Annotated in this window: 14 protein-coding genes and 1 pseudogene; 7 read left to right on the forward strand and 8 right to left on the reverse strand. The window is 62.9% G+C overall.

The window, feature by feature from the left end:
- Nucleotides 1-224 (reverse strand): annotated as a pseudogene (locus F759_RS37500) (IS256 family transposase); the annotation flags it as partial.
- A gap of 250 nt (nt 225-474) precedes the next feature.
- Nucleotides 475-966, reverse strand: coding sequence for a DUF2844 domain-containing protein (locus tag F759_RS0109635; protein WP_027799664.1), 492 nt, complete (start codon nt 964-966; stop codon nt 475-477).
- A gap of 311 nt (nt 967-1,277) precedes the next feature.
- Here F759_RS0109635 and F759_RS0109640 point away from each other — a divergent pair, with 311 nt between their 5' ends.
- On the forward strand, nt 1,278-2,114 hold the full coding sequence (locus tag F759_RS0109640; RefSeq protein ID WP_027799665.1) for an alpha/beta fold hydrolase: 837 nt from the start codon (nt 1,278-1,280) through the stop codon (nt 2,112-2,114).
- Nucleotides 2,115-2,189: 75 nt separating this feature from the next.
- Here F759_RS0109640 and F759_RS0109645 read toward each other — a convergent pair whose 3' ends face one another.
- From F759_RS0109645 to F759_RS0109665, 4 genes are all read right to left on the reverse strand, one after another.
- Nucleotides 2,190-4,148, reverse strand: coding sequence for an acid phosphatase (locus F759_RS0109645; protein WP_027799666.1), 1,959 nt, complete (start codon nt 4,146-4,148; stop codon nt 2,190-2,192).
- A 248-nt stretch (nt 4,149-4,396) separates the two neighbouring features.
- A complete protein-coding gene (locus F759_RS0109655; RefSeq protein WP_027799667.1) occupies nt 4,397-5,935 on the reverse strand; it encodes a TolC family outer membrane protein in 1,539 nt (512 codons plus the stop codon).
- Nucleotides 5,936-5,948: 13 nt separating this feature from the next.
- Complete coding sequence (locus F759_RS0109660; RefSeq protein WP_027799668.1) at nt 5,949-6,272, reverse strand: rhodanese-like domain-containing protein; 324 nt, start codon at nt 6,270-6,272, stop codon at nt 5,949-5,951.
- 59 nt (nt 6,273-6,331) lie between these two features.
- Nucleotides 6,332-6,985, reverse strand: a complete 654-nt coding sequence (locus F759_RS0109665; RefSeq protein ID WP_027799669.1) for a protein-L-isoaspartate O-methyltransferase family protein — start codon at nt 6,983-6,985, stop codon at nt 6,332-6,334.
- Between the two features lie 292 nt (nt 6,986-7,277).
- Between F759_RS0109665 and F759_RS0109675 the strand changes: the two genes are divergently transcribed.
- From F759_RS0109675 to F759_RS0109700, 6 genes are all read left to right on the forward strand, one after another.
- Complete coding sequence (locus F759_RS0109675) at nt 7,278-8,360, forward strand: LacI family DNA-binding transcriptional regulator (protein WP_027799670.1); 1,083 nt, start codon at nt 7,278-7,280, stop codon at nt 8,358-8,360.
- A 3-nt stretch (nt 8,361-8,363) separates the two neighbouring features.
- Nucleotides 8,364-9,851, forward strand: coding sequence for a sugar ABC transporter ATP-binding protein (locus F759_RS0109680; RefSeq protein WP_027799671.1), 1,488 nt, complete (start codon nt 8,364-8,366; stop codon nt 9,849-9,851).
- Entirely contained in the window at nt 9,832-10,845 is a 1,014-nt protein-coding gene (locus F759_RS0109685) for an ABC transporter permease (RefSeq protein WP_027799672.1), read from the forward strand. The genes F759_RS0109680 and F759_RS0109685 overlap by 20 nt, the downstream gene beginning before the upstream one ends.
- A 74-nt stretch (nt 10,846-10,919) precedes the next feature.
- Nucleotides 10,920-11,885 (forward strand): substrate-binding domain-containing protein, encoded by a 966-nt coding sequence (locus tag F759_RS0109690; RefSeq protein WP_027799673.1) that lies wholly within the window; start codon nt 10,920-10,922, stop codon nt 11,883-11,885.
- Nucleotides 11,886-11,952: 67 nt separating this feature from the next.
- Nucleotides 11,953-13,002 carry a sugar phosphate isomerase/epimerase family protein gene (locus F759_RS0109695; RefSeq protein ID WP_027799674.1) on the forward strand — a complete coding sequence of 350 codons (1,050 nt, stop codon included), beginning with the start codon at nt 11,953-11,955 and terminating at the stop codon, nt 13,000-13,002.
- Nucleotides 13,003-13,037: 35 nt separating this feature from the next.
- The gene (locus F759_RS0109700) at nt 13,038-14,189 is read left to right on the forward strand and encodes a Gfo/Idh/MocA family protein (protein WP_027799675.1); all 1,152 of its coding nucleotides are present in this window, start codon (nt 13,038-13,040) and stop codon (nt 14,187-14,189) included.
- Between the two features lie 119 nt (nt 14,190-14,308).
- Here the strand turns inward: F759_RS0109700 and F759_RS0109705 are convergent, their stop codons facing one another.
- A complete protein-coding gene (locus tag F759_RS0109705) occupies nt 14,309-14,569 on the reverse strand; it encodes a hypothetical protein (protein WP_027799676.1) in 261 nt (86 codons plus the stop codon).
- Nucleotides 14,570-14,631: 62 nt separating this feature from the next.
- Nucleotides 14,632-17,826 carry an efflux RND transporter permease subunit gene (locus F759_RS37505; protein ID WP_036024018.1) on the reverse strand — a complete coding sequence of 1,065 codons (3,195 nt, stop codon included), beginning with the start codon at nt 17,824-17,826 and terminating at the stop codon, nt 14,632-14,634.
- Between the last annotated feature and the right edge of the window lie 8 nt (nt 17,827-17,834).

Consider the following 17,834-nt stretch of genomic DNA (forward strand, 5'->3'; position numbering starts at 1 on the left):
GCGCTGCCTTGCTCCGCCTCGCTCTCCAGGGGATGCGTCAGCTCCGCGGCCAACATGCGCTCAGCCAGTTGCTTCTTCAGTCGCCCGGCCAGGCCCGATTCCCCGAGAACCGACTCGGCGTTCCTGTTCTGCACCTGCGCCAGCAGTTGATCGATCAGCTCATNGGGGAACAGCTTCGGCGCCTTCGGGTTCTTGCTCTTCCTGGTCANTGTTGTTTCGGTCATTGGACGTTATTTCCGTTATCGTCTCATGACCTCGACACACTAAAAATCTGACAGGCTCGCCCCACAGCGGGCCCCGAAGCCGGACCCGAAGATCCCGCCTTATCGTTACTCTGCGCAGGGTCCGTACTCCCGCCGTCGCCGCCACCGCCACCGCCGCAGGCGGAGAGCCCGACGCTAGCCGTTAGCAGGGCGAAGCAAAGTGTCTTGCTAAAAGTATTCATTTTTTTGTCCGGTGAAGCGACGCGCGGCATTACTGGATGTCTTCAGCACGTACATGCGCGGGCAGCAAACGCGGCAGGAGGGCTTTGCCGAGGAAATTGCCTGGCCGGCCGACCGACTCGATCTGAAAGTCGCCGCTGCGATCGATCAATGGGCCGGTGCCGCGAGGATGGCCGGCACCCGCGGACGCAGCGCGCTGAAAGTAGTTGCCGAGCAGCGTGTTCATGTCGGGGCGGACCGGCCCTTGCCACGCGACGGCAAACACGACGTTACTGGGCAGCACGTATTCGCGGATCGTGACGCCGTTCGCGTCGACCGACTGGCGCACCGAGTAGGGCGCCGCGCTAATGGGCCCGCTCGCCCGCTGACTGCTTGCGGGCGCCAGGGCCGACTGGCTCGTGGCAGCCCACAACACGAGCGGCGCGGATGCCGCCCTGACCGGCGCGCCGCCCAGCGCGGCGTACGCCGACAGCGGCACCAGCACCAGGCTCGCGGTCAGCATCGCTATCTTTATTCGTCTCATCACACGGCTCCCTAAATGGACCGAGCATGGTGCCTCTCTGGTATTCGCAAAAACCTGCGAAGTTTTCCAATTGGATGGACGAAGCGGCGCAATCAATTGCCACATCAGTGGCGTTCGATCGTGGATTGATAGCAATGATGCAACGATCGTTCTTAAACGGCGCGCTTCCACAAAGCGGCGCGTGTCAGTATTCTCCCTTCAGCGTGTTCTGCAGTTCGCTTCATCGTTGGTTGCCACCGTGGTGGCTTTCGTAACATTGGCGCCGGAAGATGTAGCCGGCTATCGCCCAAACATGAACAGGAGAAACGACCATGCCGTACGTGACAACGAAGGACAATGTCGAGATTTTCTATAAGGACTGGGGTCCGAAAGACGCGCAGCCCATCGTCTTCCATCACGGCTGGCCGTTGTCTTCCGACGACTGGGATACACAGATGCTCTTCTTCGTTCAGAAGGGCTTTCGCGTGGTCGCTCATGACCGGCGCGGCCACGGCCGTTCGTCGCAAGTCTCGGACGGACATGATATGGATCACTACGCCGCCGACGCTTTCGCCGTAGTCGAAGCGCTCGATCTGCGCAATGCAGTGCATATCGGCCATTCGACCGGTGGCGGCGAGGTCGCGCGTTATGTGGCGAAGCATGGCGAACCTGCTGGCCGTGTCGCGAAGGCGGTGCTGGTGAGCGCCGTGCCGCCGCTGATGCTCAAGACCGGGGCGAACCCGGAAGGCCTGCCGCTCGAAGTTTTCGACGGCTTTCGCAAGGCGCTTGCCGACAACCGCGCCCAGTTTTTCGTCGACGTTCCGGCCGGTCCGTTCTACGGCTTTAATCGCTCCGGCGCGACGGTCCATCAAGGCGTGATCCAGAACTGGTGGCGCCAGGGGATGATGGGTAGCGCGAAGGCGCACTACGAAGGCATCAAAGCCTTCTCGGAAACGGACCAGACCGAAGACCTTCGCGCGATCGGCGTGCCGACCCTCGTGCTGCACGGCGAAGACGACCAGATCGTGCCGATTGCCGATGCGGCGCTCAAATCGATCAAGCTGCTCAAGAACGGCACCTTGAAGACGTATCCGGGTTTCTCGCACGGCATGTTGACCGTGAATGCGGATGTGCTCAATCCGGATCTTCTGGCTTTTGTGCAGGGATAAGCGTGATGAGGCTGCGAGTCCGCGCTAAGCGGGCGGCTCGCAGCCGGTTTGATGGCAGAAGGGGCCGTGACTCAGTTACGAATCGAGACGAACCTGAACGCCACTCGACGTATAGATAGGCGTGGCCTTGAAGCCGTCAACGGCAACGGTGGAGAACTTGACGTTCGAACCATTGCTGCTGATGAGACTGATCGTATCGCCCGCCTTCGGTATAAAGCCGTCGACGAACTTCACATGCAGCGTTCCGCCGAGAACCGTGATCTGTGCGCCGACCTTCATCGAACCTTGTCCGTTTGCGCCGATGTTCAGTTCCAACGTCGTATTCGCGAGCTGCGTGAATTTGCCGACGACTGAAACCACACCAGGTGCATTGATGACCAGCGAGCCCGCACCGAGGTAGACATCACCCGTGCCGAACGCGGACGAAGAGTCAGCTTCGAGCGTGCCCCCGGCGATCTGTGACCCACCCGAAAACGTGTTGGCGCCTGCCAGTTTCAGCGTGCCCGTGCCCTGCAAGGTCAGCTTGCCTGCGCCCGAGATCGGATTGCGCCAGGTGTCGGCCGCGTTGAAGCCGCCCTGCGTTGCGTCCATCGATACGACGACGTTGCCGTTGAACGCGCCATAGCCGTCCGCCGCTGCGAACATGTTCAGGCGTCCCCAGCCTTCGGCGTCGTCCATAACGGGATAGCCGGACGGAAGTTCAGTCGTCTTCAGCACGACGCGGCGTTGGTCCGCGCTGAGGTAAGGGAACCGGGTCTCCAGCAGCATTTCTGCTCCCTTCGGAACGACCGGCGCCGCATCGTTGGGTCCGATCGGTGCAAAGCCGAATGTCATGCGCCGCATGTAGTTCGACCGGTTGGCCGTGTAGTCGGCGAAGCGGTCCGTTGCGGCTGTACCCGAATGCGCGAACGTATTGAACGTGCTGCCTGTCGAGTTCGTCTGCGTCATCAACGCGCTTTGAGCCTGCGCATATGCCGAGGCCTTCAGCGATGCGTTGGCCGGGTTATAGAGGTTGGCGGCCACTACCGCGAGGCCCTGCATCCGTCCACCCGTAACGTCGAGTGGCGAATGCATGCCCGCAATGATCCGGTTTTCACCCAGTTCCATCGCACGACTCATCATTTCCTGAAAGCGCTGCGGCACTACGTAAGCCATCGCCATGGAGTCGCGCACCGCTTCGGCAGTATGGCCGCTGATGAATCCGCCATCCGTGGCGGGCGTGGTGCTTTCGGCCGGCACGAGTGTCGGCGCGACCACCACCGAACTGCTCCAGCGGTATGGCCGCGCGTATTTGTAGAAGCGCTTCGCCGGTTCAGTGGAACCGTTGGTGCTCATTGCGTTGACAAAATCGACCACGGTGCCAAACGCCGCATTGGTCGGACGGCCAACGCCGGTGTTGTTGCCTGTGTCGTTGTACAGCGTGGTGGTCGCATTAGCAGGAATCGATGTAATCGTCGTCGTTTGCTGCGTCAGGCCTCGCCATGCATTGGTCAACGGTCCCATACCGTCGGTGACGCTGTAACCCTTGTTGCGGCGATCGTCGAAATAAGCCGCATCGGCCTGCGCCTGAGTGCGGGAAACCGTTTCGTCGACGACGAACTGCGTGTTCTTACCCAACACAGCCGCGTTGACGATGGTGCCGCAAGCCGTATCCGAGTTGACGAGTCCGGAGCATGTGGAGGCGACCACGGCGGGAAAGCCGTCGACGGCTGGCGCGGATGCCCCCGCGTCGACGATCAGGGTCGACGGCTGCCACAGGTCGAGGAATCGTGCGACGACACGTACGCCGGCATTCGTATCGAGGGTCGCAAAGCGAGCATCGTTTCTTTGATTCGAAGCGACGTTGTCGACGAATGCGGGCACAGGAGGAATGGACGCACTGTCCACGAAACCAGGGTCTGCTGGTGGGGTGGGCGCGATGGCCGCACTGCCGTGGAGTTCGTCACTGCCGCCACAGGCACCCAGCGTCAGCAGGGTACAGAGGGCCACGAAACTGGATAGCGGGCGGCGTGTTACGGGTGATTGAAACAACATGAGCTTCCTGATGTCGGTTGTAAAAGGTCCACTGCCGACGGATCTTGGGTAATCCAGGTTAAGCCCCGATGACATTCCGAAAGGTTGGAGACGATTCGAAAGGCATACGCGCGGATAGAGCGGAGAGCGGATGAGCGGAAAAGCGGACGTGCAGCGGCAGCGCAGCCCCACGCCAGTTCAGCAAGAAAAGCCGCGCATTACTTCGCAACTGACGGCAGATCCGAACCATCCGCTGTGATCGACAATGCCTACCGCCCCGTCGCCCCTCGCCGCCCCAGCTTGCCCGCCGCCCCCTTCGCCGCCGCTCCCGGATGCGGCACCGTGGGCGCTTGCGGCAGCGCGGTCAAGGCGCCATCGTCGACGGGAGACAGCAGGGTGCTCAGTTGCAGAACGTCCTGATCAGTGAGATTCGCGGTCGCGGCCTTCAGCTTGAGACTGTTGATCAAGGTGTCGTAACGCGCCTTCGCCAGGTCGCGGCGCGCGGAGAAGAGCTGGTCCTGCGCGTTGAGCACGTCGATGTTGATGCGCACGCCGACCTGATAGCCAAGCAGATTCGATTCGAGTGAAGTACGCGCGGACCGCTCGGCAGTCTGCAGCGCGCGCACCTGCGCGAGCCCGCTGATTACACCGAGGAACGCCTGGCGCGCGGACAGCGCCGCATTGCGCCGCGCGGTGTCGAGATCGGCGGCGGCCTGGTCTTCGAGTGCGAGCGTTTGGCGCACGCGGCTTTGCGTTGCGCCGCCCGCGAAAAGCGGAATCGTGACCTGCACGCCAATCGAGCTGTTGGTGTACGACGAGCCGAGGTTGCCCAGTTCCGCAGCAAGCGCGGGCGTGCCGGGCGCGGCAGTATTCGCGCCGCTGCCGAAGCCGCCGCCGAAATTCCCGCCGAAGTTGCCGGCGCCGGCCGCGCCCAGGCTGCTATGCGAGCGGCTCGCGACGAGATCGACGGTCGGCAGATGGCCCGCTTTCGCCTTCGACGTTTCGCGCTGCGCGTTATCGAGCGCGATCTGTTTGAGCACGACCCGATAGTTCGCGTCGCTTGCGGCGTCGACCCATTGATTGATGTCGGCCGGCACGGGCGGCGGCAACGGCGCGCCGGCGGCAAGGCCGTCGACATGCTCGACCGGATGCCCGACGATCTGCTGCAACGCCGCCAGTTTCACCGCCAGATCGTTCTGCGCGGCGATTTCCTGCGAGATCGCCTGATCGTATTTGGCCTGCGCTTCGTTGGTATCGGTGATCGTCGTATTGCCTACTTCGAACGAACGCTTGGCCGACTCGAGCTGCTGGGCGATCAACGCCTTCTGCGACTGTGCGATCGCGAGACTGTCTTGCGCCGAAAGCGCGTCGAAATAGGCCTGGCCAAGCCGCACGATCAGATCCTGGCGCGCCTGCGCGAACGACGCCTGTGCCGACGCCACCGCGAGTTTGCCCTGCGCATAGCCGTACCAGTTATCGACATGAATCAGCGGCTGCGTCAGCGAAATCACGTAGCCGTAGCTGTTGCCATAAGAGGAAGGAAAGCTGCCGCCGAAGTCCGTGTTCTGACGGCTGCCATTGAGCGACGCCGACAGTTGTGGCAGCAGCTTGGCGCGCGCGAGTGGCAGTTCTTCACTGTTCGCGGCAAGCGCGGCGCGTGCGCTTTGCAGCTGCGCGTCGCTGGAGAGCGCTTCGTCGTAGAGTTGGGAGAGGTTGACGGCTTGCGCGGGCAGCGCGTGAAACACACAGGCCAGCCCGCAAGCGAGCGCCAGAGCAGACGCCAGGGACGGCGCGCGCTGACGCTTCATCGCGCGTGGACGATCAGTAGGTCGGAACCGACGGGTCGACCTGGCGCGACCATGCGTCGATCCCGCCTTGCAGATTGAAGACGTTGGCGTGGCCGCGCGACTCGAGGAACATCGCGACCTGCGCGCTGCGCGCGCCGTGATGGCAGATGCAGACGATCTGCGCGTCGTCGTCGAGTTCTTCGCTGCGCGCAGGAATCTCACGCATCGGGATTGACACGATGCCGGCAATCGACGCCGTCTGGATTTCCCACGGCTCGCGTACATCGAGCAGTACTGGCGCGGGGCGCGACGTGTCGGCGAGCCATTCGGCGAGCGCAGGAGCGGTTAGATTTTGCATCAGCGAGACTTCCGTTCAGAGGACGGCGGCGCGCCGGCCGTCCGTGAAAAACAGGCGAATCAGAACTTGAAGCGCGGCGGCTGCACGGCGTTGACGAGCGGCTCGACATACGTTTCAAACACGTCGGCAATGCGGTACTGCTTTTCGTCGATACGCGCGATGATTTGCGCCTTCATGACCGGCGCCGTGCCGACAAAGGCCGCCAGACGGCCGCCGACTTTCAGCTGTTCGAGAATTTCCTGCGGCAGCACGGGCAGGCCGCCCGACACGCAGATAACGTCGTACGGAGCCGCGGCGGCCCAGCCGCGCGCGGCGTCGCCGGTCGCGACTTCGGCGTTCAGCACGCCGTTAGCAATCAGATTGGTTTTTGCCAGTTCCGCGAGTTCCGGTTCGATGTCTACCGTCAGCACGTGTTGCGCGCGGTGCGCGAGCAGCGCCGCCATGTAACCCGAGCCGGAGCCGATTTCGAGCACGCTTTCGTGTTTCTTCACCGCCAGTTCCTGCAGCACGCGGGCCTCGACGCGCGGCGCCAGCATATGCTGACCGGCCGGCAGCGGCACTTCGAAGTCGACGAAAGCCAAGTCGCGGTACGCGGCCGGCACGAAGTTTTCACGCTTGACGATCGACAGCAGATTCAGCACGTCCTGGTCGAGCACTTCCCAGGGGCGGATCTGCTGTTCGATCATGTTGAAACGCGCTTGCTCGATGTTCATGGTGGATTTGGCGGTTCGGGTTTGGCGAGTTTTTGCGATTTTCCCACTGCGCGGCGGCTTCGGGCACGGCGTGCGGACAATCAGTACGCAAACCAGCACGCAAGCCGCGGCGGAGTAACTGCGGGATTGTACCAAATGGCGCAGCAAGTCCGCGCCGCGGACGGGCAGCGCACCATGCGCGCTGTCGCCCGGGTTTGCCCGCTCCCCCGTGTTAATCCCTAGCAATCCGGCCTTGCACTTCGTCTCATTTTCGCCAAAAAATGTAATCGATTACATTTTGGAAGCGGCTCCCTTGTCCAGATCGACATCAAAAGCGAAACCCGCAGCGGTATCCGCGACCGGCGACGAGCCGCAGCCGCCTTCGGGTGCGGCGCGCGCAGCGCAAGGGTTATCGATCGCCGGCGTGGCGCGGCAAGCGGGTGTCTCGGTAGCAACCGTGTCGCGCGTGCTGAACGCTCACGAGAATGTGCGGCCCGCGACTCGCGACAAGGTGCTGGCTGCCATCGACGCAAGCGGCTACCGCGTCAACGAACTCGCGCGCAATCTGCGCACGGCCGAAAGCCGTTTGCTGTTGACGATGGTCCCCGACTTCGGCAATCCGTTCTATGCGGAGATCGTGCGCGGCATCGACAGCGTCGCGCGTCAGCACGGCTACTTCATGCTTCTGTGCGACACCGGCGCGGACCCTGGCCGCGAGCGCAGCTACTTCGATCTGCTGCGTCGCCGCCGCGCCGACGGCGCGATCTGTCTCGACCCGGCGACCATCCAGCAGGCGCAGAGCGATGCATCCGGCGCCCTGCCGTGGGTCGCATGCTGCGAGTTCGATCCGGAGGTAGGCGTGCCGTATGTCGGCATCGACAACTATCGGGCCGCGGGCGACGCCGTGCGGCATCTGCTTTCGCGCGGGCATCGGCGTATCGGCCTGATCAATTCGGATGTCGACTACCTGTATGCGCGGCAGCGTCAGCAAGGCTATCTCGACGCGCTGACCGAAGCCGGCATCACGCCGCTCGACGGCTGGCGCATGAATCTGAACAGCCTCGACTACGAGGCGGGCGCATCGGCAGCGGCCACGCTGATGCTGCCGCCGGACGCGCCCACCGCGATCTTTGCCGTGTCGGACACGCTCGCGACCGGCGTGCTCCACGGCTTGCGCAGCATCGGCAAGCGGGTTCCGGACGACGTCGCCGTGGTCGGTTTCGACGACATCTCCATCGCCGCGCAAATCGACCCGCCGCTCACCACCATCGCGCAGCCGATGCGCGAACTCGGCGAAACCGCCGCGCGTCTGTTATTGCAGCGGCTCGCCAATCCGCTGGCGAACGTGCCGGGCGTGCTGCTGCCGCATCGGCTCGTGATTCGCGGGAGCACGTGAATCATGAGCCTCGCAATCCGCTTCGACGACATCCGCAAAGACTTCGGCCCCGTTCGTGTGCTGCACGGCGTGAGCTTCGATCTCGCGCCGGGGCGCATCTACGGTCTGCTCGGTGAAAACGGCGCCGGCAAGTCGACTCTGATGAAAATCCTCGCCGGCTATGAAACGGCGACTTCGGGCACGTTGCTGATAGACGGCCATGCGTGCCACTTTGCCGGTTCGCGCGACGCGGAGGCGCAAGGCATCGTGCTGATTCACCAGGAGTTCAATCTCGCCGAGCATCTGACCATCGCTCAGAACATGTATCTCGGTCACGAGAAGCGGCGCGGCTGGTTCGTCGACGATGCGGCAATGCGCACTGAAGCCGCGCGTTATCTCGCGCAAGTCGGACTCGACAAGTCGCCGGATACGAAAGTGCGCGAGCTGATCGTCGCGGAAAAGCAGATGGTGGAGATCGCTAAAGCGCTGTCGCGCCGCGCGCGTTTGCTCATCATGGACGAGCCGACGGCGACGCTCACGCCCTCCGAAACCGAGCGTCTTTTCACACTGATGGCGAAGTTGAAGGCCGATGGCGTGACCATCGTCTACATCTCGCACAAGCTCGACGAAGTCGAGCGCATTACCGACGAAGTGATCGTGATGCGCGACGGCCGCTTCGTCGCGCGCAACGAAACGGCGGCGCTCGCGCGGCAACAGATGGCGAACCTGATGGTCGGCCGCGACGTGTCCGATATGTTCCCCGAGAAGATAACCGTGTCCGCGGCCGCGCCGGTTGCACTGAAAGTGGAAGGGCTCGCCGTCCCCGAGTGGGTCGACGATCTGAGCTTCGACGTGCGCGCGGGCGAAGTGCTTGGCTTCGCGGGGCTCGTCGGCGCGGGACGCACCGAAGCGTTCGAAGCGATCATCGGCTTGCGCAAGCGCACGGCTGGGCGCATTGAAATCGCGGGCCGTCCCGTCGATCTGAAAAGCCCGCGCGCAGCAATGCGCCACGGCCTCACCTATCTCAGCGAAGACCGCAAAGGCAAGGGCCTGCACGTGAACCTGAGCCTGCAGGACAACGTCACGCTGATGACACTGGAACGCTACGCGCATCCGCTGCTCGACATGAAAGCGGGCCGCGAGGCGTTGAAAAGCGCCGTGAGCGAATTTGGCATTCGCACAGGCGACCTGTCGAGCCGCGCGCGCATGCTGTCGGGCGGCAATCAGCAGAAGCTCGCGCTCGCCAAGTTCTTGCAACCGGAGCCGGACGTGATCGTGCTCGACGAACCGACGCGCGGCGTCGACGTGGGCGCGAAACGCGACATCTATTTCCTGATTCATCGCCTCGCCGCGCAGGGTCGCGCGGTGATCGTCATTTCATCCGAACTGATCGAGTTGATCGGCTTGTGCCATCGCGTCGCCGTGATGCGCGCGGGACGCCTGCAAGCCACGCTTACGCTCGAACATCTGACCGAAGAGGAGTTGATCGCCCATGCGACCGGCACCCACTGAAGCCGTGCAATCCGGCCGTGCTTTGCGCTTTGCGCATCGGCTGTATGCGCTTGGGCCGCTCGCCGGCCTGATCGCGCTGTGTATCGTCGGCACGCTGCTCAACCGAGATTTCGCCACGCTCGACAACATGATGAACGTGCTCACGCGTACGTCGTTCATCGGCATCATCGCGGTGGGCATGACCTTCGTGATCATTTCGGGCGGCATCGATCTGTCGGTCGGCTCGATGGCCGCGTTGATCGCGGGCAGCATGATCTGGCTGATGAACGGGCTCGCGGCAGGCGTTGGCGGGCATACGTTCGCGCCGCTCGTCATCGTGTCGTTGGGCATTGCATTTGCGCTCGTGCTCGGCGGACTGTTCGGCTGCGTGCACGGCTTGCTGATTACCAAAGGACGCATCGAGCCGTTTATCGTCACGCTCGGCACACTCGGCATCTTTCGCGCGGTGCTGACATGGCTTGCCGACGGCGGCGCGCTGACGCTCGATAATTCGTTATCCGATCTATATGGACCGGTCTATTACGCGAGTCTCTTCGGCGTGCCGGTGCCGATCTGGGTGTTCCTCGTGACGGCGGCGGGCGGCGCGCTGATCCTGAATCGCACCGCGTTCGGTCGTCATGTGCAGGCGATCGGCTCGAACGAACAGGTCGCGCGCTATGCGGCGATTCGTGTCGATACCGTGAAGATCGTCACATATGTGCTGCTCGGAATCTGCGTCGGCGTGGCCACCGTGTTGTACGTGCCGCGACTCGGCTCGGCCACGCCGACCACCGGGTTGCTTTGGGAGCTCGAAGCGATTGCATCGGTCGTGGTGGGCGGCACCGCGCTCAAGGGCGGCGAAGGGCGCGTCATCGGCACGGTGATCGGCGCAATTCTGCTGTCGGTCATTGCCAATATTCTGAATCTCACCAGCATCATCAGCGTGTATCTGAACGCGGCGGTGCAGGGCGTGGTGATTATCTTCGTCGCGTTCGTTCAACGTGGACGGCGGTAGGTGTGGCGCTTTAAAGCGAAACAATGGGAGGGGCGCTTGACCGCCCCGCAACAGCAGACATTGGAGACACAACCATGAAGCAGGTCATTCGAGCGATCGGCGCCGGCATGCTGGCGTTGGGCATACTGGGCACGGCAGGCGTTGCGCGCGCCGACGACAGCAAGGTCACGTTAGGCGTCGCGATTCCGACAGCCGACCACGGCTTCACGGGCGGCATCGTCTGGTGGGCGAATAAGGCGAAGGCCGATCTTGAGAAAGAACATCCGAATCTGAAAGTGATAGTGAAGACAGCGGCCGGCTCGCCCGAGCAGGCGAACCAGTTGCAGGATCTCGTCACGGTGAACAAGATCAATGCACTGGTGATTTTCCCGTTCGAATCGGCGTCGCTCACGCAGCCGGTCGCGCAGGTGAAGAAGAAGGGCGTATACGTGACGGTGGTGGATCGCGGCCTGACCGACACCAGCGCACAGGATGCGTACGTGGCCGGCGACAACACGGCGTTCGGCAGAATCCCCGCTGAATATCTGGCGAAGGCGCTCGACGGCAAAGGCGATATCGTCGCGCTGCGCGGTATTCCGACGACGCTCGACAACGAACGCTGGACCGCGTTTACCGGCGTGCTGAAAGGTTATCCGAACATCAAGATCCTCGATGCGAAATACGCGAACTGGAATCGCGACGACGCGTTCAAGGTGATGCAGGATTATCTGACGCGCTTCAAGCACATCGACGCCGTGTGGGCCGCCGACGACGACATGGCGGTCGGCGTCATCAAGGCCATCGACCAGTCGAAGCGCAGCGACATCAAGATCGTGTTCGGCGGCGCCGGCTCGAAGGGGATGGTGAAGAACGTGATGGACGGCGCGCCGCTGATCAAGGCCGACGTATCGTACTCGCCGAAATTCATTTACGACGCGATCAAGCTCACCGCCGAAGCGCGTCTGAAGGGCGAGAAACTACCGGCCACGACGATCATTCCGTCGGTGCTGATCACGAAGGAAAACGCGCAACAGTTTTACTTCCCGGACTCGCCGTTCTGATTCTTGGCAGCGTCTATCGGCAGCGGGGCGCTCGCGGCATTCGCGTCCCGGTTAAAGGAACCATACGATGAGAACCATCAAAGGTCCGGCGATCTTTCTCGCTCAATTCATGGGCGACGAAGTGCCGTTCGACAATCTCGCGCATCTGGCTACCTGGGCCGCGGGTCTCGGTTTCAAGGGCATTCAGGTGCCGTGCGATAGGCGGCTGATCGATCTCGAACAGGCGGCGTCGAGTCAGGCGTACTGCGACGAGTTGCGCGAGACCGTGGATAACGCGGGTGTAATCATCACCGAGTTGTCGACGCATCTGCAAGGGCAGCTTGTGGCCGTGCATCCCGCATATGACGCTTTGTTCGACGGCTTCGCGGCGCCGCATGTGCGCGGCGATCCGGGAGCGCGCACCCAGTGGGCCGTCGAGCAATTGAAGCTCGCCGCAAAGGCGTCGCAACGTTTGGGGCTTGATTCGCATGTGTCGTTTTCGGGCGCGCTCGCGTGGCCGTATCTGTATCCGTGGCCGCAGCGTCCGGCCGGTCTGGTCGACGCCGCGTTCGACGAACTCGCGCGCCGCTGGACGCCGATTCTCGATGCCTTCGACGCCGCCGGCGTGGACGTCTGCTACGAACTGCATCCGGGTGAAGACCTGCACGACGGTGTGACCTTCGAACGGTTTCTGCACGCGGTGCACGAGCATCCGCGCGCGAATATTCTTTACGATCCGAGCCACTTCGTTCTACAGCAACTCGACTACCTCGCGTTTATCGACATCTATCACGAGCGCATCAAGGCGTTTCATGTGAAGGACGCGGAGTTCCGGCCGAACGGCAAGCAGGGCGTCTACGGCGGTTATAGCGGCTGGGTCGAGCGCGCGGGGCGCTTTCGTTCGCTCGGGGACGGGCAGATCGATTTTCGCGCGATCTTCTCGAAGATGGCGCAATACGATTTCCCTGGCTGGGCGGTGCTCGAATGGGAGTGCGCGCTCAAGCATCCACACGACGGCGCGCGCGAAGGTGCCGAGTTCATTCGCGAGCACATCATCCGCGTGGCCGAACATGCATTCGACGACTTCGCGGGCAGCGGTGTCGATGCAGCGCAGTTAAAGCGTGTGCTCGGTATCTGAGCGCATTGCAACTTTAAGCGAACGGAGCGGGCACGATGCCATACAGAAGACTTAGGTTGGGCATGGTCGGCGGCGGGCAGGGCGCGTTTATCGGCGCGGTGCATCGGATCGCGGCGCGGCTCGACGATCGTTTCGAACTGGTGGCGGGTGCGTTGTCGTCCGATCCCGAACGCGCGCGAGCGAGCGCCGCCGAGGTGGGCATTGCGCGCAGTTACGCCGGCTGGCAAGAAATGGCGCAGGCCGAAGCCGCGCGCGACGACGGTATCGACGCCGTCGCGATCGTCACGCCGAATCATCTGCATGCGCCGGTCGCAACCGCGTTTCTCGAAGCGGGCATTCATGTGGTGTGCGACAAACCGCTTGCCATCTCTCTCGCTGAAGGCGAAGCGCTCGCCAAGCTCGCGCGCGATAAGAACAAGCTTTTTGCGCTGACGCACACGTATTCGGGCTATCCGTTGGTGCGTCACGCGCGCGAGTTGATCGAAGCAGGCGAGTTGGGTCAGATACGCGTCGTGCAGGTCGAATATGCGCAGGACTGGCTGGCCGAACCGATAGAAACCGGCGGCTTGAACAAGCAGGCCGGCTGGCGCACGGACCCCGCGTTGGCGGGCCCGGCGGGCTGTCTCGGCGATATCGGCACGCATGCATATCACCTTGCCGCTTTCGTCACCGGCATGACGCCTGTAGCGCTCTCGGCTGAGTTGCATACGTTCGTGCCGGGGCGCCGCATCGACGATCACGTGCAGGCGATGCTGCGCTATGCGAACGGCGCGCGCGGCATGCTTTGGGCGAGCCAGGTGGCGAGCGGCGCGGAGAACGCATTGCGTCTGCGCGTTTATGGCACGAAAGCGAGCCTTGCGTTCGATCAGGAGAACCCCAACGAATTGTGGTTCACGCCACTCGGCGCAACAGCGCAGCGTTTGACGCGCGCGCGCGTGGACGGCGTGAGCGCGGCCCATGCGACGCGCGTGCCGCCGGGTCATCCCGAAGGCTATCTGGAAGCGTTCGCGCAGTTGTATAGGGACGCTGCGTTGCAGATCGAAGCGTTGAACGAGGGCCGCGCATTGCCGGCTGAAAGTCTGCTCCTCACGACAGTGGAGGACGGCGTGGCGGGTCTGCGCTTTATCGATGCCGTGCTCGCGAGCAGCGCGGCGGATGGGCAGTGGTGGGAGATTGAGAAGGCATGAAGCGGGTTTTAAGTGCGCATGGAGCTGCCTCGGCGCAGGGGCTTGCAGCGCAGGCTCGAAGTCGTGATTCGCTGCGCGAGCTTAAAGCCGCGCAGCACTACCCGCCATGCATGTCCGCTTCAACCGCCCTTGCTTTTCTTGATTTGTTCTTCGAACGCAATATCGAGCTTGCTCGCCTTGCGCGGTTTTTGCGGACCGTACGCATCGACGAACTTGACGAAGTCGTCGAGCGTGAGGGGATCGGAGACTTTCTTGTCCGTGCCGCCCGATTTGTCGACGAGATAAAAGAGACCGCCGGAAAGGCTGATCGCAGCGAACTGCGGATTGCCGCTGCGCGTTTTCAGCCGCTCGACAGCGTGGATGGCTCGCGTGGTGCGCATGATGTGAGGCTGCCCGTCGGAGAAAGACTAGTACTTTAACAATTTCGCCGACGCCGCGCGGCTCAGCCCGAACGGCGCTGCAATTTCCGTCGCAACCAGTCCGCCCAGTCCTCCAGCACGGTGTACACGACAGGCACAACGACGAGCGTCAATATCGACGACGTAATCACGCCGCCAATCACCGTTTGCCCGAGCGGCCCGCGTTGCTCGCCGCCTTCGCCCAGCGCGGCGGCGAGTGGCAGCATGCCGAAGATCATCGCGAGTGTGGTCATCAGAATGGGCCGCAAGCGCACGCGTGCAGCTTCGAGCAGAGCCTCGCGCCGTTCCATCACGCGGCCTTTGCCCGATGCGTCGAGCAGCGTGCCGCGTCGCGCCTGGTTTGCGAAGTCCACGAGCAGAATCGCGTTCTTGGTGACGAGCCCCATCAGCATCACGAAGCCGATGATCGAAAACATGTTGAGCGTGCTGCCGAACAGCAGCAATGCGACCAGCACACCGATCAGCGTAAGCGGCAGCGACGCCATGATCGCAAGCGGCTGCGCGAAGCTCGCGAATTGCGACGCGAGAATCATGTAGATGAAAATCACCGCGAGCGCGAGCGCCTCGGCCGCGAACACCAACGACTCGTTCATGTTCGTCGTCGAGCCCTCGAAGCGATAGCGATAGCCGGCGGGCAGATGCATTGCGTCGAGGGTCTTCGCAATGTCCGACGCGACTTCGCCGGACGAGCGGCCGCTCACGTTCGTCGTCAGCATCACCTCCCGTTGCAGGTCGCGGCGATTTAGCACGTCCGGGCCGGTCGTGTTCGCGATGTCCGCAATTTGCCTCAGCGGCACGAGCACCGGCGCGCCGTTGGAGTCGGTGCGATTGGTGGCGATCATCAACCTCGAAAGATCGTCGATGTTCTCGCGTTGCGCGCGCGGCAAGCGCACGCTGACGTCGTAATCCTGGTCGTCGGGCGCGCGCCACGTGCTGATGGCATCGCCCGACAGCAGCGGCCGCAATGCGGTGCCGATGTCCGCCACGCCCACGCCGAGGTCGGAGGCGAGTTCACGCTTCACGTTGATCGCGACGATCGGCTTATCCGCCTTCAGGCTGGAATCGAGATCCACGAGGCCGGCAATCTTGCGCATGCGGACCTGCGCCGCATCGGAGAGCCGCCGCAGTTCTTCCATGTTGTCGCCCTGCAAGCTCAACTGGATCGCTTTCGTGCTGCCTGCGCCGTCCGGCATGCCGATTTCGGTCACCGTCACGCCCGCCACCGAAGCGAGCCGTGCACGAAACACCTGATTCAGTTCAGCTACGCCGCGTGTGCGGTCGCGGCGGTCTTTCAGCCGAACAGTGATGAGCGCGTTGTTCTTGCCTTGCGTGTTGCCCGAGTTGACCGTCGCATAGGTGTAGCGCACTTCCGGGTAAGTCGCGAGAATCGCCTCGACCTGCTGGACTTTTTCCGACGTGGCTTCGAGCGACGTGCCCACCGGCGTATTCAAGCCGATCTTCGTAATCGAAAAATCCGCGTTGGGCACGAACTCGGTGCCGACAAACGGCACCAGAAAGAGGCTGCCAAAAAAGGTCGCCGCGGCCACGACGAGCGTGATAGCTCGATGTTCGAGCGACCAGCCGAGCAGGCGTTGATAGAGCGCGCTGAGCTGCTCTATCTGCCGGTCGAACAGATGCAGCGAACGCTCGACGAAGCGGCCGTAACGATAGCCTTTGCGTCCCGTGTCGGCGTCGTGCAGATCGGGGTCGGGCCAGATCGACGAGAGCATTGGATCGAGCGTGAACGAGACGAACATCGAGATCAGCACGGCGGCCGCGACCGTGATGCCGAATTGATGGAAGAAGCGGCCGATGATTCCGCCCATGAAGCCGACCGGCAAAAACACCGCGACAATCGAGAAGGTGGTCGCGAGCACGGCCAACGCGATTTCTTTCGTGCCGTCGAGCGCCGCTGTGCGGTGGTCCGCGCCGAGCTGCACGTGCCGCACGATGTTCTCGCGCACCACGATTGCGTCGTCGATCAGGAGGCCCACGCATAGCGACAGAGCCATCAGCGTAATCACATTGATCGTGAAGCCGCACGCGTACATCACCGCGAACGTGCCGATCAACGCGATCGGCAGCGTGAGGCCGGTGATGACCGTGCTGCGCCACGAGCCGAGAAAGAGGAACACGATGAACACCGTCAGCAAAGCGCCTTCGAGCAACGTGCGCTTCACTTCATTGACGCTCTCTTCGATGTTGATCGACGAGTCGTCGGTGATGTCGAGCTTCACGCCCGGCGGCAACTGCGGCTGCAGCCGTGCAATTTCCGCGCGCACGCCATGCGCGACGTCGACCGTGTTTTCGCCTTGCGCCTTGATGATCGAGAGGAACAGCGCGCGGCGGCCGTTGAGCAGAGCCATGCTGTCCGCTTCCTGCTGACCGTCGACCACGTCGGCAACCTGATCGAGCGTCACCGGCTGCGTGGTGGAGGACGCTGTGGGAATCGCCGACTGCGCACCGCGCCGCGCGACGATGATCCGCTTGAAGTCGGCCGGCGTCTCGAAGCGGCCCTTCACCTGCACCGTTTGCTCGACATTGCTCGACGTCAGCGGCCCGGCGGGAATCTCCTGGTTTTCGTTCTGCACCGCGCGGATCACCTGATCGACGCCGACGGAAAGCGCCTGCAGTTTCTGCGGATTCACGTCGATTTGCACTTGCCGCTTCACGCCGCCGACGAGCGACACCGAGCCGACACCGCGCACCGTCTCAAGCCGCTTGCGCACGATCTGATCGGCGACGGTGGTCAGATCGCGCGTGGACAGCGACGCGCCCGGCGCGTTGGATACCGCCACCGTCACGATCGGCATATCCGCGGGGTCGTAGCGCAATACGCGCGGCTCCTTCACGCCGTCGCGCAGATCGGGGCGGATCAGCGCAATCTTGTCGCGCACGTCCTGCGCGGCCTGTACCGCGTCGACCGCAAGATCGAACTGCACGATCACGACCGATTGCGCGTCGTACGAGCGCGACGTGATCTGATCGATGCCGCTGATCGTGTTGACGGCTTCCTCGATCTTGCGCGTGACGTCCGACTCGACCGATTCCGGCGAAGCACCTGGATACGCCGTCTGCACGACCACGATCGGAAAGGTGATGTCGGGGAACTGATCGACCTTCAGCCGCTGATACGAGAAGAGGCCCATCACGAGGAAGGCCATCATCATCATCGTGGCAAGCACCGGGTTGCCGATGCTGATGCGCGTGAACCACATGGACGAGG

The sequence above is a fragment of the Paraburkholderia dilworthii genome (assembly GCF_000472525.1).
GTDB classification, from domain to species: Bacteria; Pseudomonadota; Gammaproteobacteria; order Burkholderiales; family Burkholderiaceae; genus Paraburkholderia; species Paraburkholderia dilworthii.